This is a genomic window from Mesorhizobium koreense, from assembly GCF_031656215.1.
Classification (GTDB): Bacteria; Pseudomonadota; Alphaproteobacteria; order Rhizobiales; family Rhizobiaceae; genus Mesorhizobium_L; species Mesorhizobium_L koreense.
Map to the genome: position 1 here is coordinate 1,336,882 of NZ_CP134228.1, position 25,756 is coordinate 1,362,637.

Below are 25,756 nucleotides of genomic sequence, written 5' to 3' on the forward strand. Positions count from 1 at the left end.
CATTTATGGTACCGGTATCATATTGTCGAGTCAAGGCGATGTGATAGAAGCGGATTCTCTATGTCAGGGGAAAAGCGAAACAGCACCCGCCAGACAAAGCGGATCGGAGTTCGGGAAGTCGCACGTCTCGCGGAAGTCGCGCCGATCACGGTTTCGCGCGCGCTGAGTTTCCCGAGCGCCGTGGCGCCGGCCACACGCGAGCGCATCATGGCGGCAGTATCGTCGCTCGGCTATATTCCCAACCGGGTTGCCGGCAGCCTGTCGTCCAATCAGACGCGCCTGATCGGCGCAATCATCCCGACTTTCCAAAGCTCGGTGGCCACCGAATTCACCGGCGGCATGGCGACCGTCCTGAGAAGCCGGGGCTATCAGTTGCTTCTCGGCGGCTCCAATTTCTCGGTGGACGAGGAAGAAAGCCTGATTGTGGAATTTCTCGCCCGGCGCGCCGATGGCATCTATCTCACCGGAACCACCCATACCGATCGTGCCAGGCACATGCTCAAGGAAAGCCGAGTGCCGGTCGTGGAGATAGCCAGTCTCGATGGAGAGCCGATCGATATGGTCGTGGGGTTCTCAAACGTCGAGGCGTCGTTTGCGATGATGCGGCATCTCGCCGGATGCGGCTACCGGAAGATCGCATTCTTCAGCCTTCCCACAAGGGACAATGAACGGCAACGGGGCCGCATCGCCGGCTTCAGGCGGGGGGTCGAAACGTTCGGTCTTGATCCGGATCCGGCGCTCATGGCCGAGGTGCCGATGGATCTTGCCAATGCCGCAAGAAGTCTCGGTGAGTTGCTGGAGCGCAGGCCGGATGCCGAGGCGCTGTTCTGTGGTGGTGACTTGGTCGCCGTAGGGGCGCTGTTCGAGTGTCAACGGCGCGGATTACGTGTCCCGGAAGATTTCGGCATAGCCGGTTTTGACGACATCGATCTTGCTGCCTACGTACAGCCGGGATTGACCACCGTCCGCCTGCCGCACCCGCAGATCGGCGCACGGGCGGCCGAGTTGCTGCTCGATCGCATCGCCGGCAAGCCGGTCGAAGGCTCGGTGGTCGACATGGGCTTCGAGATTGTCGTGCGAGGCTCGACACGCAAGGTCCGCTAGGCTCATGCCGACTGCGCCGAAGGTCTCCCATGGCAACGCCGAGGTGCATGTCGCCGCACAATGCGGAAACGTGCTCGGCGAGTCGCCGGTCTGGTCAGAACGCGAGCAAGTGCTCTATTGGACCGACATAAGGGCGCCCGCGCTCTTTCGACTGGATATCAGGAGCGGGGAGGTGGCTCGATGGCCGATGCCGGAACTGGCCGGGTCTGTGGTGCTGCGCGAAACTGGCGGCGTCATCGTCGGACTGCAATCCGGCCTCTATTCGTTTGATCTCGGCACGAAATCGCTCAGTCGAACCGTTCATTTTCCCACCCGGCATCCGCAGGATCGGACGAACGATGCGCGCTGCGACCGTGAAGGCAGGCTCTGGTTCTCGCGCATGCGCGATTTCGGCAAGGCAAGCACGGGCGGGCTGTATCGCCTGGATGCTTCGGGCGATCCCGTCGAACTGATTTCCGGCGTGACCATCCCGAACGCGATCTGCTTTTCGCCGGATGGGCGACGGTTTTATTTCGCCGACACGCCCAAGGAGAGCCTCGATGCTTTCGAGATGACCGAGACCGATGTTTCTTTCCGTCGCCTCGGCGCCGTCGTTCCGGCGGGGCTGATACCGGGCCGACCGGACGGGGCGACAGTCGACAGCGAGGGTTATCTCTGGAACGCGCGTTTCGATGGCGGATGCATCGTGCGCTCCGCGCCCGACGGCTCAGCCCATGTCGTCTATCCTCTTCCTGTCTCACGGCCGACCTCGTGCAGTTTCGGCGGCAACCGTCTCGACCGTCTCTACATCACCACCGCACGGCAAGGGCTCGATGCCGCGGCGCTTGCGGCCGAGCCTTTGGCGGGCGCGCTGCTTGCCATCGATCCGGGCGTGCGCGGTCTGACGGAACCGGGCTTCGCTGGATAGGTCAGGAGGCCGGGATTTCCGGCGATTGCCAGGCGAGGTGACGACCACCGGTCACCTGAAGGTCGGCACCCGTGATGTAGCTGCCGGCGTCCGAGCACAGCAGCAGCGCCGCGCCCCCCATCTCGGCAGGCCTGCCCGCCCGTCTCATCGGGCTGCAGCCAATCTCTATCGCCTTCCAGGCCGCCGCATCCTTGCGTCGCCATTTGTTACGCTCGGTGGCGATCAGACCAGGCGAAAGATTGTTGATGGTGATGCCGTGAGGCGCGTATTCGCGCGCGAGATTTATCACCAGATTATGCTGCGCGCTCTTCAGCGCGGCATAGACCGACAGAACGCTCTCCGGCACTATCTGGTTGACACTTCCGATGGTCAGGATGCGGCCGAAACGGCGGCGCCGCATCTCGGGCAGCGCGGCCTGGAGAAGCTCGACGGTCGCCTTGAAATTCACCTGAATCTGCCGCTCGATCTGCTCCTCCGTCACCTCTTCGAAGGGCGTGCGGTACTGGATGGAGGCACAGACGACGAGGACGTCGAGACCGCCGAGGAAGCGACGTGCTTCCTCGACACTGCGTGCCGCTTCATGCGGCCGGGCGAAATCCGCTTCGATCGCGACGCTCATGCGCCCGCGCCCGGCGATCGCCGCCACCGTCTCCTCGGCGGCGGAGGTGCGGCCGAAGGCGATGTCGGCGGCGCGCGCATGCTGGATGGCGACATCGGCACCGGCATCGGCGAAGGCAAGCGCGATCTCGCGGCCGATACTTACGCTGCCGCCCGTCACCAGCGCCTTGCGGCCCATCATCGAGAATCTCTCCGCTACGCGGCGGTTGCTCTCGATTGCCTCTTCGTCGATCGTCATTTCCCTACCCTTGTCGTCCTTGGCTTCAATTTCGTCATGCAACTCATCCTATCGGCGCGCGGCACCGCTGGCGCGAACCGCTTCTCGGGCCGGGCTTCGCTCTTGCGGCCCGCCGAGGGCAACTTGCGGGATTCGGTAGACCCGTTCGGCTGTCCCCCGGAAGATCATGTCCTTGTCCTTCTCCGGGAGACCATCCAGAACCGTTTCGAGGTTGCTGATCTGGTCGAGCACCGGACACATCAGCTTCTCCACCGGATAGTTGCTGGCCCAAAGACAGCGCTCCGGCCCGAAGAGATCGACGACCAGCCGGACCGGACCGGCGATCCGCTCCGGCCGCCATTGCCTGTCCAGCGGCCACAGGCCGGACAATTTGACGACGACGTTGGCGCGGCGCGCGCATTCGCGCATGCCGGCCATCCACGTCGCTTCGTCGGCGGCCGTTTCGAACCAGGGCGTGCCGAGGTGGTCGATGACGATCTGCTGGTCCGGATTGGCGCGAGCCAGATCGGCGAGTTGCGACAGTTGGCCAGGGACGACAAGCGCATCGAAAACCATGTTCCGGCGGGTCAATTCCGCCAGCCCGTGCCGGAAGCCTGGATCCAGCATGACATCCGGCCGGTCGATGAAGCGCCATTGCGGCCGCTCGTCCCAGCATAGCGACATGCGGATGCCGCGCATACGCGGCGAACGCATGAATTCGTCAAGGACCTTGGCGATATCGGGCCGCCGCAGATCGGCGCTGCCGATGGCGGCGGCTGGCCACGGGAAATCACGGGCTGCGGCGTCCACCCATTCCACTTCTTTTGAGCCAGGAGCGCCCGCATTCGCCTCGACGAAGACGGACGCGACGACGCCAGCACCGGACATGTCGCGCCGGTAATCGTCGACGAGATAGTCGCTTTTCAGTCTGCTGTGGTCGCCAAAGGGGCGGGGAGGAGAATCCGGAGCCAGCCAAGCATATGGAAAACGGCCGAGTTGCCACAAATGATGATGAGCGTCGATCGTCGGCCGCAAGATCGCGCCTCTCGATTCTTCAAAACAGACCTATTGCTAGTTCTGTTTTTAGGGAGCGTCAATTGCGGCGGCAAACATGCCGACGAACGCGTTTGACAGCATTAACAGGATTACATATGGTTCTGTTAATCACGTGGCTTCCGTCGGGCGGGCAATCCTCGTTGGGACTGCCGACTGTGGCCGCGGGCAACTGGGAGGAAGCCATGCTCAAATCGCTTGCGGCCGCGCTCTTCGTCAGCGCGGCCATGTTCGGAACCATGCGGGCCGCAGCGGCGGACCCGGTCACGATCACTTTCCGCTTCAACGATACCGAACAGGAAGTTCGCGGAGCGATAGACGAATTCCAGAAGGAAAACCCGGATATCAAGGTCGATTTGCAGCGCATCGGCTGGAAGGACGCGCGCAACCAATTCCTCCGTGAGGCCGCCGTCGGGCAGGGGCCGGACGTCGTGCATAGCGCGCAGGTGTGGGTGAGCGAGATGGGCAACGCCGGGGCGCTGCTCCCCCTCGACGATTTCCTGAAGAAGGACGGGCCGCCGAACGGCTTTTCGGACTTTGCCGCGCAGGATCTCGCCAAGGGTAAGGACGGCCACGTCTACGGTCTGCCATGGACGACGGACACATGGGCGATGGTGTATCGCAGCGACCTGCTCAAGCAGGCGGGCATCGACAAGCTGCCGCAGACCTGGGGTGAACTGCGGGCGGACAGCGAAGCCGTCTACAAGAAGACCGGCAAGGCTGGCTTCGGTTATCCAGCGGGAAGCTCCGCTTCGGGCGCTATCTGGTTCCTGGCTAATTTCTATTGGTGGTCGCACGGCAAGGCCCTGATCGTGCAGAAGCCGGACGGTTCCTATGCCGTCGGCGTGACGGCCGAGGACGTCGCGGATTGCATGAAGTACTTCAAGCAGTACATGGATAGCGGCGATAATCCGCAATCCAATCTCGCCGCCAGCGATGCGCATGATCCTTCGATCATGCAGGCGCTGGTGACCGGCAACCAGGCCATGGGCGCAATGCCGCCAAACACCTACAAGGAAATCATCAAGGCCTACGAGGACGCCAATCCCGGCAAACCGGTTCCGTTCGTTTCAGCGCCGTTCCCGCATCCGGACAATACCAAGAGCTCGATGATCGGCGGCCGCATGCTGGTCATCAACGCCAACACGAAGCATCCGGACGAGGCTTGGAAGTTCGTTAAGTTCATGGCGTCAGAGCAGGTTTTCGCCAAATACTACCGGACCCAGTTCCCGGCGCAGAATTCGCTTCTGAAGAAGATCGATTTCGGCGCGCCGCTCAAGGGCTTTGCCGAACAGTTCGAGTATGCCCGGACCTGGGGACCTTATGCCAGCGGGCCGGTGCCGATCGGGACGATGTGGAACCTGACCGGCCGGGCCTTTGGGACCGCGCTTTCCGGCCAGTCGACGCCGGAAGAAGCGGCGAAGGGCCTGCTGCAGGACATCGAAAAGCAGATGGCCTCGAAAGGCTGATAAGGTAATCCTTGCCGAAGGGCGGCCGGGCAGACCGGCCGTCAACTGGCCGGCAAGCGCCGGCCCTCTTTTGTCGAAGACCGAGAGCCGATCCCAAAGCATGCGCGACAGACTCTTCATCACGATGATGGTGCTGCCGACGGTCGTGCTCCTGCTGCTCTTCTACGGCTATCCCATCTTCGACAATTTGCGCATGAGCTTCACCGACCTGTCGCTTCTCGGCATGAAAAAGGGCGGCAACTGGGTCGGTATGGCGAACTACCGCGAGCTTTTCCGCAGCGGCGATTTCAGCCACATCCTGTTCAATACCTTGGTCTGGCTCACCGCAACGTCCGTGGCCCTGCGGCTGCTGATCGGGCTCGGCATCGCACTCCTGCTGAACACCCGCGCAGTTAAGCTCCTCAGGCTGGCGGCCGTTTCGCGTTTCGCGCTGCTCATCCCCTGGGCGACCCCGCCGATCGTCGCGGTTGTCATCTGGCGTTTTTTGCTGGAGCGCAACGGCGCGGTCAACGAGGCGCTGATCGCCCTTGGGATCGTCGATCACCCGGTTGCCTTCCTGGCCGATATGCGCACCGTCTGGCCCTCCCTCGTCGCCATCATGCTGTGGAACACCGTGCCGCTGATCGCGCTGTCGCTGCTCTCCAGCCTGCAGACGGTTCCCGACGAATATTATGAAGCCGCCGAACTCGACGGAGCGACAGACTGGCAGAAATTCCGCTTCGTTACCCTGCCGTTTTTGATGCCGGCCATGCTGGTGCTCGGGCTGATGTCGGTCTTCTGGTCGTTCAACAATTTCGTCTATGTCTGGCTGGCGACGGGCGCGGGACCGGGGACCTATACCAACGTGCTGGCAACGGAGGTCTATCTCAAGGCTTTCATCGATTTCCGGCTCGGCTACAGTTCGGCGATCGGCATGGTGATGGCCGTCATCATGGGCGCCTTCGGCATCTTCTATCTCAGGCTGGTCGCGCGTCAGCAGCTGGAGGAGACGCTGTGAGCGCTTCCGCTTCCTCGCGCCACTGGCGCGCTCCCGGCGGGCTGGCGCTGCTCGCTGCCGCGCTCCTGGCGATCCTGACGCTCTTCCTTCTCGTCTACCCCGCCATCTACGTCCTTATCGGTTCGTTCCGTCCCGGCGGCGGTCTTCTTTCGGCGACCGGCACCTTCACCTTCCGAAATTATGTCAGGATTTTCCAGAGCGGTTTCGGGCGCTTCATCTTCAACAGCCTCGCCATCTGCGTGGCCGCGACGGCAGCGTCGACAATTCTTTCTATCATGGCGGCCTACGCGTTCTCGCGTTTCGATTTCCGCTTCAAGCGGGCGCTTTTTACCGGAATCCTTTTCGGACAGGTGTTCCCGTGGATCGTGCTGATCAATCCGCTTTTCGTGGCCTTCGCCACTCTGCACCTCATCAATAGCTATATCGGCATGATCCTGACCTATACGGCCTTCACTGTCCCCTTTTCGGTCTACATGCTGGTGGGCTATCTGGTCACTGTACCCAAGAGCCTCGACGAGGCCGCCATCATCGACGGCGCCTCGCGCTGGCAGGTCATCTGGTACATCATCTGCCCGGTCATGCTGCCCGGTTTCGTAGCGACGGCGACCTACGCCTTCCTGCTTTGCTGGACCGAATATCTCTTCGCGCTCGCCTTCCTCACCCAGACCGACCTCAAGACGCTGCCGCTCGGGCTCTACCAATTCTTCGGCGAAGATAATGTCGACTGGGGTGCGGTCATGGCTGCGTCGGTCGTCACAACGCTGCCGGTCTTCCTGCTTTTCCTTCCGATCCAGGGCAGGATATCGCCGGGGCGAATCGCCGGGGCCGTCAAGTGATGGACTGGAAGCCGATGAGGAGGGGCCGTTGAGCGCGCCGAAGATCACGAGGCTTCGCGTGGCGCTGGTTGCCGCGCCGCTGGCCAATCCGATCGTGGCGCCTTTCGGGACCGTGAGAACCCGGCACAATATCCTCGTCCGTGTCGAAACGGACGACGGTGCCTGGGGCATCGGGGAGAGCTGGGGCAACTTCCCGCCCTGGGGATGCCGCGACCGCGTCGACATTCTCGTGAATGTGATCCGGCCTCTGCTCGTCGGACAGCGGCTCGACGATCCTTCGCGACTCTATTGGATGCTGGCCGATAGGCTCAGGGCGCTTGCCAACCAACTCGGCGCGGTCGGGCCGTTCCAGCAGGCGCTCGCCGGCGCCGATATCGCACTATGGGACGCGGCGGCGCGCCGCGCCGGCAAGCCGCTCGCCGATTTCGTCCGTGGCGGGCCTTCGCGGCAGAGCGTCGATGTCTATGCCACCAATCTGCCGATCTCGCGGCCGGAAACCATCGAGGCCATGGCGGCGAAAGGCCATGCGCGCTTCAAGTTCCGCGTGTCGGGCGACGACCTGGCAATCGTCGAACGTCTCAGGGACGCCCGCGCCGCCGCTGGTGCGCGGCCGCTGATGGCCGACGCGACGCAATCCTTCCGTCTCGAAATGCTGCGGCCACTTGCACGGCGGCTGGCCGAGCTCTCACTTGAATGGCTGGAGGAGCCATTCCTGGCCGACTATCTCGAAGCTTATGCCAAATGGCGGGACGAACCCGTCCGCCCGCCGGTGGCGCTCGGCGAGAACAGTTATCGCCTGGACGGATTCCGGCGGATCCTCGACATTGTCCATCCGGACGTCGCACAACCGGACATCACCAAGACGGCCGGCCTCAGCGAAGGCCGTGACATCTGCCGTGCGATCATCGCGGCGGGACCACGCGCCTGCCTTCATATGTATGGCGGCCCGATCGGACTCTACGCCAGCGCGCACCTCACGGCGGCGATCGACGGCATGTCGTGGCTGGAGATGGATTCGATGCCCAACCCGCTGTTCGAGATGCTGCTGCCGGAAGCTCCTGTCGTGCGCGAAGGCAAGCTGCTACTGCCGGAGGGCCCGGGGCTTGGGGACGATCTTCTCCGTGAAGAAGTCTTCGAGAATTTCGAGATCCGGTAGCGACGTCCGGGAGAAGGCATTTGAAGCAGCGGTCAAAACAGGAGGAGAGGGGAAAGGGCTTGCACGCCGCTGAGCGTCCGCGGCGGCTCGGCATCTCCACCTATCGGCGGGTCGCGGCGGTGTTGAGGCGCCGTATTTCGAGCGGGGAGTGGCAGCCAGGCGATCGTTTGCCGGCGCTCGACGCTTTGGTGGAGGAGTTTCGTGTCGGCCGCGTCACCGTCCGCCATGCGCTCGACCTTCTCGCAGATGAAGGACTGATTGCGCGGCATCGCGACCGGCGCGGCAGTTCGGTCATCGCTCATCCGCTCGACCGGCGGTGGTTCACCCTCGCGCTCAATCTGGCGGAACTGGAAACGCATTCTTCCTCCATAACGGTTTCGGAACTCGAATCGGGTCCGTGGGAACGACCACTGCCTATCGCTTCACAAGAGGGGCAGGCAGCCGAGGCCTATCATCGTGTCGTCCATCTTCATCATCATTCGAGCTTTCCTCACGCGGTCGCGATGACGGAGATCTTGATCGAAAGCCGGGTTTACGCTCAACTCGAAACCCACGCGCAGCTCGGTGGAGAAGCAGTGCGCGGCCGGCCGATCCTGGAGCGGTTGGCGGCGCACCATGCCGATCTCGGTCATATCCAGCAAACCCTTACGATCGGCGAAGCCGACATCGAGCTATCTCATCATCTCGGCGTGCACGAGGCGGCACCAATCGCCGAACTGCGCCGTGTCATCCGCGACGGGGCCGGTACGGTCATCTATTTCGGTAACCTGTTCTTCCGCGGTGATCTTGTGCGGCTCGACTTCTCTGTCGATCTCAAGTGACCGCATCGCAGGCTTTCTGTACCGGGAGCGCACGTCCTCAAGGCAGGGCAGGAACTTTTCGAATGAATGGGAATGACCGCCTCTGCGGCTGCGGCCGGAGCAGTTGAACTTGATCGACGTAATTAGCCACATCCGTCTTTACGACGTCGGGGTATCGCCAAGGACGCGCTGGCTTTTTATCGAGATCGGCACCACTTCGGAAATCACGGGCCTAGGCGAGGCGTCGCTTCAGGGGCGCGAAATCGCCGTCAAAGAGGCCGCCGACCGGTTTGCGCCGTCATTGCTGGGGCTGGCAGCCAAGCCAGTCGCGAGACGGATGAGAGATGAGACCCTGGCGGAAGCCGCTTTCATCTCCGCAGTCGACCAAGCACTTCACGACATAGCCGCAAAGCGTGAAAGCAAACGCCTGGTCGATTACCTTGGCGTGGCGCAACGGGAGTGCATACCGCTCTATGCCAATATCAACCGCCGGACGATCGACCGCTCACCCGCCGGTTTTGCAGCCAGCGCACGTTTGGCTCTGGAGTCCGGTTTCACCGCCTTCAAGCTCGCCCCCTTTGACGAGGTCGATGAGGCTGCACGGCATGCGGGCCGGATCGTCGAGGCCATGCAGCCTGGTCTCGACCGTGTGGCAGCCGTCGCCAGGGTCATCGGTGAGTTCGATCTTATGGTCGACTGTCACTGGCGCTTCGACGAGATCTCGGCGAGGGTACTTATTGATGAAGGCCGGGCGCCCGGCGTCCGCTGGGTCGAGTGTCCCGTGCCCGAGGCGTTAGAGGCGATCCCGGTCATCCGGCGGCTGCGCGAATTCGCGAACGATGCCGGGATGCGGCTCGCCGGCTGCGAGGAACTGATCGGGCTCGAGCACAACCGGCCGTTCGCCGAAGCCCGAGCCTATGATGTCATGATGCCGGACGTGAAATATGCCGGCGGCGTCGGGGAAGTGATACGGCTGGCCGGCCTTCTCGAGCAATGTAGTGTTGCATGTTCACCCCACAATCCAAGCGGCCCCGTTGCTCATGCCGCCAGTCTTCATGTGTCGGCGGCTATGGCCCATTTTGACAGGCTGGAAGTACCGTTCGAAGAAAGCGATCTTTTCTGGCGTCTGGTAGGCGACAGCCTGCCACGGTTCAAGGACGGGCATTCAGCCTTGCCCGAAGCGCCGGGGCTCGGAATAACGCTCGACAGGGACGTCCTCGCATCGACTTCCGAGCAAGTAGGCGATTGGTCGCTGGCCAGCGCAGTCCGATGAGATGCTGATCTTCTACGCTTACTCGACAATCGCCTGATAGGTGAGGACGCGCAATTCGCGCCTCAGCGGGTATTTGGAAGAGGGGATCAACTGCGTCGTCATGACGACAGCGAGATCCTCGACGGGGTCCACCCAAAAGCCTGTGCTCGCCATGCCGCCCCAGCCGCATTCGCCCGGCGTGCCGACAATCTCCGCCTTCGTTGGATCGATGAGGACGGAGAAGCCGAGCCCGAAACCAATGCCATGGAAAGTGCTTTCGGCGAAGCGCGGCTGACCCATCGCCGCAAGGTCGCCCGGCAAATGGTTCATCATCATCAGTTCGATCGTCTTGCGGCCAAGCAGATGTGTGTCGCCGCAGGCTCCCTTCGAAAGGAGAAACCGGCAGAAGCGCATATAGTCGCTCGCCGTCGAAACGAGCGCACTGCCGAACGGAGCCTTGAGCGGTGCGACGAAACGGCTGGTTTCGGGATCGTCCTGTAGCTTCAGCAAACCATCGGAGCCGGGCATGTAGCAGGCAGCGAAGCGATGGGCCTTACCTGGCGGAACATTGAAGGTCGTATCGGCCATACCGAGCGGCTTCAGCAGGCGTTCGGTCAGGAAGCTGTCGTAGGCTTGGCCGGAGATCACCTCTATGAGCCGGCAAAGGACATCGGTCGACACGGAATAGTTCCAGCGCGTGCCGGGATGCGCGACGAGCGGCAGCTTCGCGACTTTCGCGGCGAATTCGGCGAGCGTCATCTCGATGCCGAGCCGATCGATCTTCTGCTCGCGATATATGGCATCGACCGGATTCGCCTGCATAAAGCCGTAGGTCAGGCCGGAAGTGTGCGTGAGGAGATCATGGAAGGTGATGTCGCGTCGCGCCGGCTCGCTCTGCATCGCGCCGAAGCCTCCGCCGGACCAGACGTGCTGCCCCAAAAATTCCGGGATGAAACGCGAGATCGGGTCGTCGAGCTGGAAGTAGCCTTCCTCGTAAAGCATCATCGCCGCGGCTGAAGCGAGCGACTTGTTCATTGAGTAGAGACGATAGAGCGTCTCGGCCGTCGCCGGCCTGCCGCGCGCGATATCCGCCATTCCTTCGCAATGATGGAAGGCCGCCTTGCCGCGCCGGGTAATCAGCACCTCGATCCCCGGTAGCCTTCCGCTGTCGATCTGGCGGCGCATCCACACCCTCACGCGATCGAGGCGGGCTGAAGACAGGCCCAGATCTTCGGGGCAGGTGACGGGCTGGCTGCTCAATTCCAATCTCCATGTCTTACCCCAGGTCACAACGGCTCCCGCCGTCAGGGGAGGTTATGGGAAGCGGCTGGCGCTGTGTAGTTCACAATCGCCAGCCAGGCAGCTTCCGTACGCACAGGATCGAAGTCCGGCTTGACCCCGATTGCAACGAATTCCGAATTCTCGAACGTTTCGACCGTGTCCTCGAACGCGATATCGGCACCGACCTTGTGGATCAGGATCGATCTGCCGTCGTTCAGGCGAATACGGCCCTTCAGGCGGTAGATATGGAGGCTCGGATCGCTCGCGAATGCAATCAGTTCGTCCAGTTTGACCGCCCCGTTGCCCGTCCAACTCCAGCTCTGATAAGGCAGTGTGTGAAAGCGTGAAAGGCCGGCCTTCGGCAGGTTCGCATGGCGCTCGCGCGACTGGAGAAAATGCCAGGCCTCCCGGTCGTCTTTCTTGAGCATGACGGTCGGCGCAGCGACCCCAGCGTCCGCAAGGGTGATATAGAGATCGTCAAGCGCCGTCGCGACTGCGCCGGTCTTGGTCAGGAGGATGATGTCGGCTGCCCGCACCTGCCGCAGCAGCGTATCGTTCAGGCGGGAATCCTTCAGGACATTGAGGAAATTGGCGGCATCGACGAGAACGGCCGTATAAGCTGTTTCGAGATCGGGCTCGGCCACGGCGATCTGGGCGACCTTGGCCGGATCGGCAACGCCGCTGGTCTCGATCAGGAGATGGTCGAACCGTTTCCTCATGCGCAGGATGCGGTCGATGGCATCATAGAGATCGCCTCCGACCTGGCAGCACATGCAGCCATTCGCAAGCGCCACGACGTCGCCGTTTCTGTTGACGATCAATGCCTCGTCCACCGCCATCTTGCCGAAATCATTGACCAGCACGGCGATGCGCAGGCCGTGATCGCCAGCCAGTATCGCGTTGACCAGTGTCGTCTTGCCGGCGCCGAGATAGCCGCTGACGATGGTGACCGGCAGCGGTGGATAAGGTTGAGGATTTGGCTGCGCCAGCATCTCAGATCGGGAAATGATGGCCGCCCATAACCGTCCCGAGAACGGGAATATCCCTGAGTTCGATCGCTGGCACGGCAAAGGGATCTTGACCCAGCACCGCGAAATCGGCCTTTTTGCCGGTCTCGATCGAGCCGATCTCGGAGTCCAGCTTCAGTGTGAAGGCCGCTCCAAGTGTGATGGCATGGAGCGCTGCCTCGACGGAAATCTTCTGGTTCTCGCCAAGCACGCGGCCGGATGGCGTCAGCCGGTTCACGGCGCACCAGGCGACATGCAGTGGTCCAAGCGGCGTTACCGGGGAATCGGAATGGATGGCGAGCGGAACGCCATACCGCAATGCCGAGCCGCACGCGTCGAGCCGCATGGCGCGGTCGGGCCCCATGGTGCGCTCATAGTGCTGATCGCCGAAATACCAGATGTGATTGGCGAAAAGGTTGACGCACAGGTCAAGCGCGGCCATGCGGCGGAATTGCGCATCGTCGGCCATCTGGCAGTGTTGCAGCGTGTGACGGTGGTCGAAACGCGGATAGAGCGCCTGCGCCTCCTCCAGCGCGTCCAGCGCGGCTTCGGAGGCTTCGTCGCCGTTGACATGGATATGCATTTGCACGCCTTCGCGATGCAGGTGCACGATCTGCTCCTTCAGAAGATCGGGCGGCGTGTTCCATATGCCGTTCGGATGGCCCGTGACATAACCCGGCCATTTGAGGCGTCCAGTGTAGCCCTGGATCGACCCATCGGCCATCAGCTTGACGGCGCCGAGTCTCAGCTTGTCGGTGGAGCGCTTCCTCAGTTCCGCCACGCGCCGTGCGATGTCCTCGGCTGGCTGCGTGATGCCGTTCAGGGCCGGCACGATGCGCAGTTGGAAATCGTCCCTGCCAGTCAGGGCGGTAAGCGTGGCGATGTCGTCCTCCGGCAGGTCGGTCAGGAGGTCCGTGCTTGTCGTCACGCCGACGCGCATGGCGGATTTGGCGAAGTTGCGCATGGCGAATTCCGTTCGCGCCAAGCCGCGGAAATCCATGCCGAGACGGCGCATGAGCGGGAACATCGCCGCCATCTCCTGCAACTCCCCGCTCGGTTCGCCATCGTCGAAGCTGGCGACGCCGACCGCGTTTGTGTTGCGGTCGTAACCGACGATGGAAAGAGCGGCCGAATTGGCGGTCATCAGATGGAAATTGGAATGCATGACGACGATCGGCAGATCGCTCGACACCTCGTCGAGGTGACGACGGTTCAACCGCTCGGTCGGCAGGAAGATTGGGTCGAACCCCCACGCGATCAGCGGCTTGCCGGCCGGAAGTTCGGCAAGAGCGCGCTTCAATCCGGCCATCACGCCGGCGATGTCGGCTAGACCTTCCCATTTCCGTCCGTCCGGGTCGATGCGATCCTGATACCCTGCATAAGCGTAGTTCCACATGGCACCCGTCATCATGTGGGCATGGCCTTCGACAAAGCCCGGCATCAGTACCGCGTCGCGGTAGCGGTCGTCGCGACGGAAATCGCCCCAGGGCCTGGCGCAGTCCGCAGTGCCGACCGCGAGGATAAGCCCGTCACGCACGGCTACATGCGTGGCTTCCGGCAAGGTGGGGTCCATCGTGATGATCTTCGAAGCGCTGTAGACGACGGTATCCGCCATGGTCCCCTCCGGATGTTGGCTTGTCGGAGCGGAAGAGGAGTAAGCAACTTCCATTGGCCGGGAAAATAGTATTTTCTTGGCTATAAACCTCATTTTGCCGATCTTTTGGGAGGATGTTCGATGAATTTCACATTGAAGCAACTCCGTTATGTCGAAGCGGCTGGCCGATGCGGCTCGATCACGAATGCGGCCGAGCTTCTCAGCATTTCCCAATCCTCGATCACTGCGGCGATCGATGCGCTGGAGCAAGCGCTCGGCTTCGATCTCTTCATCCGGATGCCGGCGAAGGGGATACAGGCAACGCCGTCGGGGACGGACGCGCTCAGCCATATCCGCGGCTTCCTCGAGCAGACCAACCATCTTGACAGCGATCTTCGGTCAATCGGCGGGGAGCCGGTCGGAGCGTTACGCCTCGCCTGTTACGTGACGACAGCGCCGCATGTGCTGCCACCTATGCTCAAAGGATTCGTACGCGATCATCCCGGCGTGCGCGTGGAACTCGCCGAGGGCGACATGGTTTCCGTGGTCGAACAACTGCTCGACGGCAGCGTCGACCTTGCCTGCACCTACAGCAACAGTCTGCCCGAGCAGGTGTCGTTCACCCCGCTTTTCTCTGCCCCGCCCTATGCGATAATCAGCGCCGAGGACGCTCTCGCGAAGAAGTCGTCCGTAACGCTGGCGCAACTGGCGGAGCGGCCGATGATCGTCCTTGACCTTCCGTTTGGCCGTGACTACTATACCGACCTGTTCTTTTCCCGTGGGCTGCGACCACGGATTGCTCACACAACCCGGTCGTCAGAGATCGTACGAGCGCTGGCGGCGGGCGGCTTCGGCTTCTCCGTTCTCAATATCCGGGCTAGGGAAGCGGCCCGTCCGGAATATGTCTGCCTGCCGATCAGGGACCCGACGCCCGCGATCGAGTTCGGGATCGTCTCGATCGCCGGCGTTCGCCATCCGCGCATCGTTCGGGCATTCCTCGACCATTGCGCGAAGCTAAGCAGCGCCGGAACCTTCGACGACCTGGTCGTGAAGCGCCCATCCAATTCCCCGTAAATTTAGCGGAAGCTCGCGCATAAATACCTTTTTTCCAAAGATTGTTCATCGACTAGCGTTGGCCACGGACCATAAGCAAAACCAATAATCGGGGAACGGTCATGAAGCTGACGAGACGGGAAATCCTTGGATCCGCCGGTGCGCTGCTCATCGCGCCAGATATCGCCTTCCACGCTCATGCCGCCGAGCCGCAGAAAGGCGGTACGATGGTGATGGTATCGACGCAGGTGCCTCGCCATCTCAATCCGGCGGTGCAGTCCGGCATCGCCACGGCCGTGCCCGGCACGCAGATCTTCGCCTCGCCGCTCCGCTACGATGCGGATTGGAATCCGCATCCCTACCTCGCCGAGAGCTGGAAAGTTGCCGAGGACGGCCTCTCGTGCACACTCAACCTCGTCAAGAACGCCAAATTTCACGACGGCAAGCCGGTCACGTCGGACGACGTGAAATTCTCCATCGAGACGATCAAGGCACATCACCCCTTCAAGACCATGTTCGAGCCGGTCAGTTCGATCGAGACTCCGGATGAGCATACCGCGGTCATCCGCCTCGCTCGTCCGCATCCTGCGCTGCTGCTTTGCATGTCGGGCGCGCTCTGCCCGATCATTCCGAAGCACGTCTTCGGCGACGGCCAGGACATCGTGAACCATCCTGCCAATTCAAATCCGATCGGAAGCGGGCCCTTCAAGCTGGCGGAGTTCAAGGCAGGCGAGCAGATCGTGCTGGAGAAGAACCCGGACTTCTTCATCGAGGGCCGACCCTATCTCGACAAGATCGTCATCCGCATCAGCCCGGACCTCAGCACGGTCGTACTTGCCACCGAGAACGGCCAGGCGGATTTTCTGCCCTGGCTGGCGGAGAGCCAGTACATCACGCGCCTGCAGAAGTCGGACCGTCTCGGGGTGACCGACAAGGGCTATGCCGCCGTCGGCCCGATCAACTGGCTGGCGTTCAACACGGCCAAGGCGCCGCTCGACAACAAGGCCGTGCGCCAGGCGATCGGCTACGCGATAGACCGCAATTTCGTGACCAAGGCGCTGTTGCGCGGCATCGCCAAGGCACAACGTTCGCCGATCATCGAATCGAGTCCCTTCTTCAACCCGAAGATGCCTTCCTATGGCCTCGATCTCGACAAGGCGAATGCGATGCTCGACGAGGCCGGTCACAAGAAGGGCGCCGACGGCATGCGCTTCAAGCTGACGATCGACTATCTCCCCGGCGGCGGCGAGCAGCAGCAGGGAGTCGCTCAATATCTGAAGTCACAGCTCAAGAAGGCGGGCATCGACATCGAGGTGCGCGCTTCGCCCGACTTCCCGACCTGGGCCAAGCGCATCTCGAACTACGATTTCGACCTGACGATGGACGAGGTCTACAATTGGGGCGATCCGGTGATCGGCGTGCATCGCACCTATCTGTCCTCGAATATCCGTAAGGGCGTGATCTGGTCGAACACCCAGCAATACAGCAACCCCAAGGTCGACGAGTTGCTGAACAATGCGGCGGTGGAGAAGGACCCTAAAAAGCGCAAAGCGTTCTATGACGAATTCCAGATGATCGTCGGAGACGACCTGCCGATCTACTGGATCAACGCGCTCCCTTACCATACCGTCTATGACAAGCGGCTAGGCAACGTCCCCGAGTCGATATGGGGCTCGATGCAGTCGATGGACGAGGTTTATTGGAAGGAAAAGAGAAGCTGAGGACGCAGCCGGCGCCGCCTGCGGGAGCGGGCGGACCATCATGGGAGCACTGACCGTAGATGGGGTCCACCGCCTATATCGCCAGACGGCTCCTCTACGGAGTGATCCTCCTGGTCGGGGTGCTCGTCCTCAATTTCTTCCTGATACACGCGGCGCCGGGCGATCCTGCGGAAACGATCGCCGGCGTCATGGGTGGTGCCACGGCGAAGATGCTGGCCGAGATTCGGGCAAGCTATGGCCTCGACAAGCCGCTCCTTACCCAACTAGCCATCTATCTCGGGCATGTCGCGCATGGCGATCTCGGCATGTCGTACTATTTCAACCAGCCGGTCATAGGACTGATCGCCGCTCGCGTCGGACCGACCATCCTGCTCGTTCTCGCTGCCCAGGTATTCGCGATTACGATTGGCGTGGCCATGGGAGTCTTCGCCGCGCGCAAACCCTCCGGGCCTCTTTCCGCCTTCATCACCGTCCTTTCCACCATCGGCTACGCCGCTCCGGTATTCTGGACCGGCATCATGCTGATCATCCTGCTCGCATCGATATGGCCGATCTTTCCCGTCGACGGCATGACCAGCGCACGCTTCGCCGGCGGCTATTTCGCCTATATCGGCGACGTGCTCTATCATCTTGTGCTTCCTGCCTTCACGCTCGCGATCATTTTCCTGGCGCAGTATTCGCGGCTGTCCAGGGCCTCGATGATCGACGTGCTCGGCGCGGACTATGTTCGCACCGCGCGGGCCAAGGGGCTCAGCGAAACCAAGGTGGTCTTCAAGCACGCGCTGCGTAACGCCGTGCTCCCCATCATCACGGTTGCCGGTATCCAGTTCGGCAACCTGATCTCCGGCGCACTGCTGGTCGAATCGGTCTTCAACTGGCCGGGCATGGGACGGCTCGCTTTCGATTCCGTGTTGAGGCGCGACTATCCGACACTTCTGGGAATCCTGTTCTTCGCAGCATTGATGGTCATCGTCGCCAATTTGCTCACGGATCTCTCCTATCGGTTCGCCGATCCACGCATCCGAACGGGAGGCCGCTGATATGAGCGCAGTCGAGCCCGCGGCAAGGAACCATGCGGTCGAGGGGGCAAGCCCGCTCAGGGAGGCCTGGATCGCTTATCGCCGCAACAAGCCGGCCCTGTTCGGAACGCTCCTGCTGGTAGCCATTGTCATCCTCGTCATCTACGGGACATTCTTTTTCCAAGGCGACCCCTATGAGATCGTCTGGGCACCGCAGACGCCGCCTGGAACGGAAGCGAGCGTGCCGCTCGGCACCGATTATCTTGGCCGCGACATCATGCGCGGCCTCCTGAAAGGCGGCGGACCGACGCTTGCAGTCGGGGCAGCAGCGGCGATCATCACGCTCGTCATCGGCATCGCGCTTGGCGGGATCGCCGGCTATTTCGGAGGCTGGATCGACGATCTCCTGATGCGCGTCACGGAATTCTTCCAGGTCCTGCCGGCGCTTCTCTTCGCCATGGTGGTTATCACGCTCTTCTCGCCGTCCACGCTTACGACGGCGATCGCGATCGGTATCGTTCTATGGCCGCAGACCGCGCGGTTGACGCGGGCGGAATTCCTGAGGATCCGGGAACTCGAATACGTTACAGCCGCGCGCTCCATCGGCGCGCGCAACGGGCGTATCATGTGGAAGGTGATCCTTCCCAATGCGCTGCCGCCGCTCATCGTCTCAGCGACGCTCACCGTCGGCGTGGCAGTCCTGTTTCAGGCAGGCCTGTCGTTCCTCGGTCTCGACGACCCCAATACCATGTCGTGGGGGCTGATGATCGGAACCAACCGGCAATATATCCTCGACGCCTGGTGGCCCGTGACCTTGCCCGGCGTCGCGATCTTCCTGACCGTCTTTGCAGTCAGCCTGGTCGGCGATGGGCTGAACGATGCCTTCAACCCGAAACTGCGCGAGCGCTGACGTGACGGAGCCGCTGCTTTCGATCCGGAACCTGAAGGTCGAGTTCTCGACGCGCAACGGACGCGTCACCGCGCTCGACGGCATCGACCTCGACCTGATGCCGGGCGAAACGCTCGGCATCGTCGGCGAATCCGGCTGCGGCAAGTCGATCACGGCGCTGGCGACCATGGGTCTTGTCCCCGATCCGCCGGGCCGCATTGCCGGCGGCCGGATTCTTTTCGATGGCGAGGATATCACCCATGCCGACGCGAAACGGCTGAGAAGCCTGCGCGGCTCGGACATCTCGATGATCTTCCAGGAGCCGATGACCTCGCTCAATCCGGTCTTCACCGCCGGCGATCAGATCGCCGAGGCTATCATGCTGCACCAGTCGGCGAGCAGAGGCGAAGCCGGCCGCAAGGCGGTCGATCTGCTGCGCACGGTCGGCATCCCGGAGCCGGAGCGGCGCGCGCATTCCTATCCCCACGAACTCTCCGGCGGCATGCGCCAGCGCGTCATGATCGCGATGGCGATCTCATGCCGACCGCGTGTCCTGATCGCTGACGAGCCGACGACGGCGCTCGACGTGACCGTGCAGGCGCAGATCTTCGACCTGATGCGCGATATCCAGAGAGAATTCGGGGTTGCCATCATGCTCATAACCCATGACATGGGCGCCATTGCCGAAATGGCCGATCGGGTGGCGGTCATGTATGCCGGCCGCATCGTCGAGAAGGGCGACGCCGATGAGATCCTCGACAATCCTCTGCATCCCTATACGCGTGGCCTGATCGGCTGCATTCCCGTACTCGGCAAGGAGGCGGGACGGCAGGGACGCATGCCGCCGCTTGCCGAAATACCCGGCATCGTTCCGCCGCTCCATCTGCTCGGACGGGGTTGCGCCTTCGCGGATCGCTGCCCCCTCGCATTCGATCGCTGTCGCGTTGAAAGTCCCGGACTTGAAGGCCGTTCCCATAAGGTCGCGTGCTTCGCGACGGAAATGGAGGCGGCGTGACGAGCGGTCCCCTGCTTGATGTCCAAGGGCTGTCGGTGCGCTTCGCCATGCCGCGCCAATCCCTGTTGGGGACGCGGCCGACCCTGCAAGCGGTACGTAGCGTCTCGTTTTCGCTGAAGCCCGGGCGGACGCTCGGCCTCGTCGGCGAGAGCGGCTCCGGCAAGACGACGACGGCGATGGCCGCGATCCGGCTGGTTGCGGCCTGGTCGGGCTCGGTGACGTTCGATGGCGTCGATCTTCTCAACCTCGACCCGGAAGCGATGCGTCAGCGCCGACGGCACCTGCAGGTGATCTTTCAGGACCCCTATTCCTCGCTCAATCCGCGCGAGCGCGTCGGCGCGATCGTTCGCGAACCGCTCGACCTGATGATGCCCGAAATGTCGCAATTCGATCGCGAGGAACGGGTGCGCGAGCTGTTCGGACTGGTCGGTCTGCGGCCCGACCAGATGGCGCTGTTCCCACACCAGTTTTCGGGCGGGCAGAGGCAGCGCATCTCGATCGCCCGAGCGCTCGCGACCAATCCCCGGTTGATTGTCTGTGACGAGCCGGTGTCGGCGCTCGACGTGGCGATCCAGGCACAAATCCTGAATTTGCTGCGCCGTTTGCAGGACGATTACGGCCTCTCCTATCTCTTTATCAGCCACGATCTCGGCGTGGTGCAGTTCATCTGCGACGATGTCGCGGTGATGTATCTCGGGCAGATCGTCGAATTCGCCGACCGGCCGAACCTGTTTGCCCGGCCGCGCCACCCCTATACGGCTGCCCTTCTCTCAGCCGCCCCGTCGCTGGCGCGTCGCAAAAGCGCCGGCTATGTGCGCGAGGGCTCCGTCAAGGGCGACCCGCCGAGCCCGCTGAACATTCCCGAGGGTTGCGCTTTCGCGTCGAGATGCCCACGCGCGCAGTCGAAATGTCGTGCCGAACGGCCACAGTTGGTCCACGATGCCGACGGTTCGGTTGCCTGCCATTATCCGCTTGCCTGAGACGCCGAGGCCTGCGCACGGTTCGCCATAAAGCGCATCATCCTTTGGGAAATATCGGGGCTTCACAAGCCAAGCCTCGGCGCTCATTATCGTCGCCCGACCATACTTGGGATTGGCCGTGCTTCTCGTGGAAAAAGTGTCCATCGGGCAACATGCCGGTAGTCTCCGCTCCGCTGGAGCGGACGCCGCAAAACCCAGGCATGGATATAATGATGTTCAAAACTGGCTATAGCGGGGTTATTTTTTTCTCAATCAACATCGCGCGTGCAGCTACGAGACTGGCGATCAAGCCGGCAAACAGCAACGATGTGCGGGAACGAAACTCATAAATGAGGAGAACTCGATGAAAATCGTCAACAAAGCGAGGGCCTTCGCCACCGCTCTGACCTTGGGCGCGATGGTGGGGGCCGGGGCAGCTCATGCCGAGACGACCGTCGTGGTCGGCTATCAGCAGATCGTCGGCCCCTTCGTCAGCGCGATCGCCGCCGGCAGCTTCGATAAGCCCGAGCAGGAGGCCGGCTACAAGATCGACTGGCGCCAGTTCGCATCCGCCGGCGACATTTCGGTCGCGCTCGCCTCGGGCAACGTCGCCGTCGGGGTGATCGGATCGACAGGCGTGACGGCCTCGGTAACGCGCGGCGTCGACGCAGAACTGTTCTGGATCCTTGACAATATCGGCAAGTCGGAAGCGCTGATCGCCCGTAACGGCTCCGGCATCGAGAAGCCTGAGGATCTCGTTGGCAAGAAGATCGCCGTACCCTTCGTTTCCACTTCGCACTTCCACCTTCTGGTTGCGCTCGACAAAGTCTGGCACATCGATGCGCGCAAGGTAAACATCCTCAACCTGAAGCCGCCGGAAATCGTCGCGGCCTGGAAGCGCGGCGACATCGACGCGGCCTATGTCTGGCCGCCGGCACTCTCCGAAATCCAGAAGAACGGCAAGGAGATCATTAATTCCGCCGAAGTGGGCAAGGCCAGCGTGCCGACTTTCGACGGTATCATCGTGAACAAGGATTGGGCCAAGGACAATCCGAAATTCATGGCAGCCTTCACCAAGGTGCTCGCCCAGGCCTATGCCGACTTCAAGGAGAACGGCGCCAAATGGACGCCCGACTCTCCGGAAGTGAAGGGTATTGTGAAGTTGATCGGCGGCGAGCCGAAGGACATCATCGAAGCTTCACGGTTGCTGGAATTTCCGACGGCCGAGGAACAGGCGTCCAAGACCTGGCTCGGTGGCGGGGCAGAGGGCGGTGCCGTGCGCGCGCTCGCCGCAAGCGCGCAGTTCCTGAAGGATCAGAAGCAGATCGATGCTGTGCTTCCGGACTACACGTCCTACGTGACGGACGAATACGCAAAGGCAGCTGCAAAATAACGGCAGAAGCGACGGGCCAGCCGACTTCGCAAGGCCGGCTGGCTCGTGAGTTGCTTCAACAGGCCTGCGAGGGTGCCGAAAACGTTTTGCATGCATTCGCCGCATGAACCGTCTAGGCTCCGGCACGTCAGCTTTGATGGGATTCGGGCCATATGGCATCGCAAATGAAGACGCTGACGGTACGGGATGTCAGTCTGACCTATCCTGGCCTGAGCAGCGACGAGGCGGTGGTCGCCCTCAAGGGCGTCAACCTGACGATAGAAAACGGCAATTTCGTCGTGGCACTCGGCGCGTCTGGTTGCGGCAAGACCACGCTGCTCAACCTTCTCGCGGGCTTCCTGTCGCCGACGGAGGGGACGATCAGCCTCGGCGACCGCTTGATCCAGGGCCCCGGCGCCGATCGCGGCGTCGTCTTTCAGAAGCATGCCCTCTTGCCATGGCTGAACGTCATGGAGAACACCGAGTTCGGCCTTAAGCTGCAGGGCGTCGCGAAGGCGGAACGGCGCGAGCGCGCGGCGCAGAACCTCGCCCTGGTCGGGCTGCAGGATTTCCATAACCATATGATCTACCATCTCTCTGGCGGCATGCAGCAGCGCGTGGGCGTCGCCCGCGCTCTGACCTGCGACCCGGAAATGCTCCTGATGGACGAGCCGATGGCCGCGCTCGACGCACTCACCCGCGAGACCATTCAGGAACTGCTCCTCAAGGTGTGGGAGCGGACGGGCAAGATGTTCTTCTTCATCACGCACAGTGTCGAGGAGGCGCTGTTCCTCGGCTCGACGCTGATCGTGATGTCACCCCGACCGGGCCGTATCACGCATTCCTACGAGCTGGATTTCAACCGGCGATTCCTGGAGCACGGCAACGCCCGCGCGATCAAGTCGAGCGCGGATTTCATCGCGATGCGCGAGACCATCCTCAGCATCATCTATGGTGACGAGCGTGCCCACCAGAAGGATTTGATCCATGCCTAAGGCAAAGGCGGTCCGTCCTGGCAAAGTCTACGGCGCGCCGGGCGACGGTTATTCGGGCCATATCAGCCTCATCACCATCATTGTCCTGATCGGCGCCTGGTTCCTGGTGACCGGCGAGGGCTGGGTGAAGCCGCTCTTCCTTCCCTCGCCCCAGGCCGTCTACAACAAGTTCATCCTCGCCACGACAGATGGCGTCGCCAATTCGACGCTGCTCCAGCACACCGTTGCCAGCCTGACGCGCGTCTTCGGCGCGTTCTTCCTGGCATGCCTCACCGCCATCCCCATCGGCATCTGGATGGGGGTAAGCCGTATCGCGCGCGGGGTCTTCGATCCTATCATCGAATTCTACCGTCCCCTGCCGCCGCTCGCTTATCTGCCGCTTGTCATCATCTGGCTCGGCATCGGTGAGTTCCCGAAGATCTTCCTGATCTTCCTCGCCATCTTCGCGCCGATGGCGATTTCGGCTCGCGCAGGCGTGCGGTCGGTATCAACCGAGCAGATACACGCCGCCTACGCCATGGGCGCCACGCGCCAGCAGGTGATCTGGCACGTCATCCTCAAGGCCGCGCTGCCCGAGATATTCACCGGCATGCGCATCGGCATCGGCGTCGGCTGGACGACGCTGGTGGCGGCCGAAATGGTGGCGGCCGAGCGGGGCCTCGGCTTCATGGTACTCAACTCGGCACAATTCCTGGCGAGCGACGCGGTCATCATGGGCATCATCGTCATCGGCCTCTTCGCCTTCGGCTTCGACCTTATCGTACGCTATCTCGAACGCATCATGATCCCCTGGAAGGGCAAGGTCTGAGGTCCGAGGCGGGCAGGCGGATCGGTGGTTTCCGCCCGGCCGCCCAACGGCACTGGATATATATATCGCGCCGTTTGGTGCTATAGCCGCCGGCGCGTTTGTGAGCAGGCTGGGCCGTAATGTTGCGGGCGGATCGTGCCGCCGGCTCGAACGGGATCGCGTATCATGAACATGAATTTGCATACCAACGACATCCGCGAAGTGGTGGAGGCCGATCGCAGGCACGTCTGGCACCATCTCGTCCAGCACAAGCCGTTCGAGACGACCGACCCGCGCGTCATCGTCGAGGGCCGCGGCATGCGCGTGTGGGATGCCGCGGGCCGGGAATATCTGGACGCCGTATCGGGCGGCGTGTGGACGGTCAATGTCGGCTACGGGCGCGAGAGCATCGCCGATGCGGTGCGCGACCAGCTCGTGAAGATGAATTATTTCGCCAATTCCGCCGGCTCGATTCCGGGCGCGCTTTTCGCGCAGCGCCTGATCGAGAAGATGCCCGGCATGAGCCGCGTCTATTATTCGAACTCCGGCTCCGAGGCTAACGAGAAGGTGTTCAAGATGGTGCGCCAGATCGCGCATCACCGTCATGGCGGGAAGAAATACAAGATCCTCTACCGCGAGCGTGACTATCACGGCACGACGATCGGTACGCTGTCGGCAGGTGGACAGCCACAAAGGGCGGCGCAATACGGACCGCTGACACCCGGCTTCGTCGAGGTTCCGCACTGTCTCGAATACCGCAACCAGTACGGCGCGGCGGAGAATTACGGCGAGGCGGCGGCAGACGCGATCGAGGCCGTGATCCTGCGCGAGGGGGCGGATACGGTCGGCGCTATCTGCCTCGAGCCGATCACGGCCGGCGGCGGCGTCATCACCCCGCCCGCGGGCTACTGGGAGCGCGTGCAGGACATCTGCAAGCGTCACGACATCCTGATTCATATCGACGAGGTGGTGTGCGGCGTAGGCCGCACCGGCGAATGGTTCGGCTATCAGAATTACGGCATCAAGCCCGATTTCGTTACCATGGCGAAGGGTGTCGCGTCCGGTTATGCGGCGATCTCCTGCACGGTCACGACCGAAGCCGTCTTCGACATGTTCAAGGACGACCCGGCCGATCCGCTCTCCTATTTCCGTGACATCTCCACATTCGGGGGATGCACGGCCGGTCCGGCGGCGGCGCTGGAGAACATGCGCATCATCGAGGACGAGAAACTGCTCGACAACACCAAGGCGATGGGCGCGCGGCTGGAGCGGAACCTGAGGGGCCTGATGGACAAGCATGCGGCGATCGGGGATGTCCGCGGCAAGGGCCTGTTCTTCGGCGCCGAACTGGTGGCGGACAGGAAGACGAAGGAATCAGCCGATGAGAAGCTGGTTCAAGCGGTCGTAGCCGACTGCAATAGCCAGGGCGTCCTGATCGGCATGACCAACCGTTCGCTGCCGGGCTTCAACAACACGCTCTGCCTCAGTCCGGCGCTGATCGCGAAAACGGGCGATATCGACCAGATCACGGATGCGATCGACAAAGCATTGACGAAGGTCTTCGGCTAGAGCGGATCGGCTGTTTCGGCCCGGCGTCGTCCTCTTGGCCGGCGCCGGTGGAATTCTGCTAGTATGATTGCACTGCAATCCCGCAG

General features: G+C 62.2%; 23 protein-coding genes. 18 read left to right on the plus strand and 5 right to left on the minus strand.

Features of this window, described 5'->3' with window-relative positions; translation table 11 throughout:
* Positions 1–60: 60 nt before the first annotated feature.
* Entirely contained in the window at positions 61–1,104 is a 1,044-nt protein-coding gene (locus RBH77_RS06455; RefSeq protein WP_311031305.1) for a LacI family DNA-binding transcriptional regulator, read from the plus strand.
* Positions 1,105–1,108: 4 nt separating this feature from the next.
* Positions 1,109–2,011, plus strand: a complete 903-nt coding sequence (locus tag RBH77_RS06460; RefSeq protein WP_311031306.1) for an SMP-30/gluconolactonase/LRE family protein — start codon at positions 1,109–1,111, stop codon at positions 2,009–2,011.
* A 1-nt stretch (position 2,012) separates the two neighbouring features.
* Here the strand turns inward: RBH77_RS06460 and RBH77_RS06465 are convergent, their stop codons facing one another.
* Together RBH77_RS06465 and RBH77_RS06470 are read right to left on the minus strand one after the other, a co-directional pair.
* On the minus strand, positions 2,013–2,909 hold the full coding sequence (locus RBH77_RS06465; RefSeq protein WP_311031307.1) for an SDR family NAD(P)-dependent oxidoreductase: 897 nt from the start codon (positions 2,907–2,909) through the stop codon (positions 2,013–2,015).
* A 6-nt stretch (positions 2,910–2,915) separates the two neighbouring features.
* Positions 2,916–3,881 (minus strand): amidohydrolase family protein, encoded by a 966-nt coding sequence (locus RBH77_RS06470; protein WP_311031308.1) that lies wholly within the window; start codon positions 3,879–3,881, stop codon positions 2,916–2,918.
* Here RBH77_RS06470 and RBH77_RS06475 point away from each other — a divergent pair.
* From RBH77_RS06475 to RBH77_RS06500, 6 genes are all read left to right on the plus strand, one after another.
* Entirely contained in the window at positions 3,827–5,368 is a 1,542-nt protein-coding gene (locus tag RBH77_RS06475) for an ABC transporter substrate-binding protein (protein WP_311031309.1), read from the plus strand. The two genes, RBH77_RS06470 and RBH77_RS06475, sit on opposite strands and share 55 nt — an antisense overlap.
* A 100-nt stretch (positions 5,369–5,468) precedes the next feature.
* Positions 5,469–6,365 (plus strand): carbohydrate ABC transporter permease, encoded by an 897-nt coding sequence (locus RBH77_RS06480; protein WP_311031310.1) that lies wholly within the window; start codon positions 5,469–5,471, stop codon positions 6,363–6,365.
* Positions 6,362–7,201 carry a carbohydrate ABC transporter permease gene (locus tag RBH77_RS06485; RefSeq protein WP_311031311.1) on the plus strand — a complete coding sequence of 280 codons (840 nt, stop codon included), beginning with the start codon at positions 6,362–6,364 and terminating at the stop codon, positions 7,199–7,201. Before RBH77_RS06480 ends, RBH77_RS06485 begins: the two co-directional genes overlap by 4 nt.
* A gap of 28 nt (positions 7,202–7,229) precedes the next feature.
* The gene (locus tag RBH77_RS06490) at positions 7,230–8,357 is read left to right on the plus strand and encodes a mandelate racemase/muconate lactonizing enzyme family protein (protein ID WP_311031312.1); all 1,128 of its coding nucleotides are present in this window, start codon (positions 7,230–7,232) and stop codon (positions 8,355–8,357) included.
* Between the two features lie 20 nt (positions 8,358–8,377).
* Positions 8,378–9,178: a GntR family transcriptional regulator gene (locus RBH77_RS06495; protein WP_311031313.1), complete on the plus strand. Its 801-nt coding sequence runs from the start codon at positions 8,378–8,380 to the stop codon at positions 9,176–9,178.
* A gap of 109 nt (positions 9,179–9,287) precedes the next feature.
* The gene (locus RBH77_RS06500; RefSeq protein WP_311031314.1) at positions 9,288–10,430 is read left to right on the plus strand and encodes a mandelate racemase/muconate lactonizing enzyme family protein; all 1,143 of its coding nucleotides are present in this window, start codon (positions 9,288–9,290) and stop codon (positions 10,428–10,430) included.
* Between the two features lie 18 nt (positions 10,431–10,448).
* Here RBH77_RS06500 and RBH77_RS06505 read toward each other — a convergent pair whose 3' ends face one another.
* The 3 genes from RBH77_RS06505 to RBH77_RS06515 are packed head-to-tail and all read right to left on the minus strand — an operon-like array spanning position 10,449 to position 14,312.
* Positions 10,449–11,669 (minus strand): serine hydrolase domain-containing protein, encoded by a 1,221-nt coding sequence (locus RBH77_RS06505; RefSeq protein ID WP_311031315.1) that lies wholly within the window; start codon positions 11,667–11,669, stop codon positions 10,449–10,451.
* A gap of 44 nt (positions 11,670–11,713) precedes the next feature.
* Positions 11,714–12,682 (minus strand): CobW family GTP-binding protein, encoded by a 969-nt coding sequence (locus RBH77_RS06510; protein WP_311031316.1) that lies wholly within the window; start codon positions 12,680–12,682, stop codon positions 11,714–11,716.
* A gap of 1 nt (position 12,683) precedes the next feature.
* Positions 12,684–14,312 (minus strand): amidohydrolase, encoded by a 1,629-nt coding sequence (locus RBH77_RS06515; RefSeq protein WP_311031317.1) that lies wholly within the window; start codon positions 14,310–14,312, stop codon positions 12,684–12,686.
* 120 nt (positions 14,313–14,432) lie between these two features.
* Here RBH77_RS06515 and RBH77_RS06520 point away from each other — a divergent pair, with 120 nt between their 5' ends.
* The 10 genes from RBH77_RS06520 to RBH77_RS06565 all read left to right on the plus strand — a co-directional run bounded on the left by RBH77_RS06520 (position 14,433) and on the right by RBH77_RS06565 (position 25,670).
* On the plus strand, positions 14,433–15,365 hold the full coding sequence (locus RBH77_RS06520) for a LysR family transcriptional regulator (protein WP_311031318.1): 933 nt from the start codon (positions 14,433–14,435) through the stop codon (positions 15,363–15,365).
* A 101-nt stretch (positions 15,366–15,466) separates the two neighbouring features.
* On the plus strand, positions 15,467–17,065 hold the full coding sequence (locus RBH77_RS06525) for an ABC transporter substrate-binding protein (protein WP_311031319.1): 1,599 nt from the start codon (positions 15,467–15,469) through the stop codon (positions 17,063–17,065).
* Between the two features lie 59 nt (positions 17,066–17,124).
* Positions 17,125–18,105 carry an ABC transporter permease gene (locus RBH77_RS06530; RefSeq protein WP_311031320.1) on the plus strand — a complete coding sequence of 327 codons (981 nt, stop codon included), beginning with the start codon at positions 17,125–17,127 and terminating at the stop codon, positions 18,103–18,105.
* A gap of 1 nt (position 18,106) precedes the next feature.
* Positions 18,107–18,994, plus strand: a complete 888-nt coding sequence (locus tag RBH77_RS06535) for an ABC transporter permease (protein WP_311031321.1) — start codon at positions 18,107–18,109, stop codon at positions 18,992–18,994.
* A complete protein-coding gene (locus RBH77_RS06540; protein ID WP_371832843.1) occupies positions 18,963–19,988 on the plus strand; it encodes an ABC transporter ATP-binding protein in 1,026 nt (341 codons plus the stop codon). Before RBH77_RS06535 ends, RBH77_RS06540 begins: the two co-directional genes overlap by 32 nt.
* Positions 19,985–20,968, plus strand: a complete 984-nt coding sequence (locus RBH77_RS06545; RefSeq protein WP_311031323.1) for an ABC transporter ATP-binding protein — start codon at positions 19,985–19,987, stop codon at positions 20,966–20,968. The genes RBH77_RS06540 and RBH77_RS06545 overlap by 4 nt, the downstream gene beginning before the upstream one ends.
* Before the next feature lie 343 nt (positions 20,969–21,311).
* On the plus strand, positions 21,312–22,340 hold the full coding sequence (tauA, locus tag RBH77_RS06550) for a taurine ABC transporter substrate-binding protein (protein WP_311031324.1): 1,029 nt from the start codon (positions 21,312–21,314) through the stop codon (positions 22,338–22,340).
* Positions 22,341–22,504: 164 nt separating this feature from the next.
* Positions 22,505–23,314: a taurine ABC transporter ATP-binding protein gene (locus RBH77_RS06555; protein WP_311032445.1), complete on the plus strand. Its 810-nt coding sequence runs from the start codon at positions 22,505–22,507 to the stop codon at positions 23,312–23,314.
* Positions 23,307–24,122: an ABC transporter permease subunit gene (locus tag RBH77_RS06560; RefSeq protein WP_311031325.1), complete on the plus strand. Its 816-nt coding sequence runs from the start codon at positions 23,307–23,309 to the stop codon at positions 24,120–24,122. Before RBH77_RS06555 ends, RBH77_RS06560 begins: the two co-directional genes overlap by 8 nt.
* 165 nt (positions 24,123–24,287) lie before the next feature.
* Positions 24,288–25,670, plus strand: a complete 1,383-nt coding sequence (locus RBH77_RS06565) for an aminotransferase family protein (RefSeq protein WP_311031326.1) — start codon at positions 24,288–24,290, stop codon at positions 25,668–25,670.
* Positions 25,671–25,756: the final 86 nt, after the last annotated feature.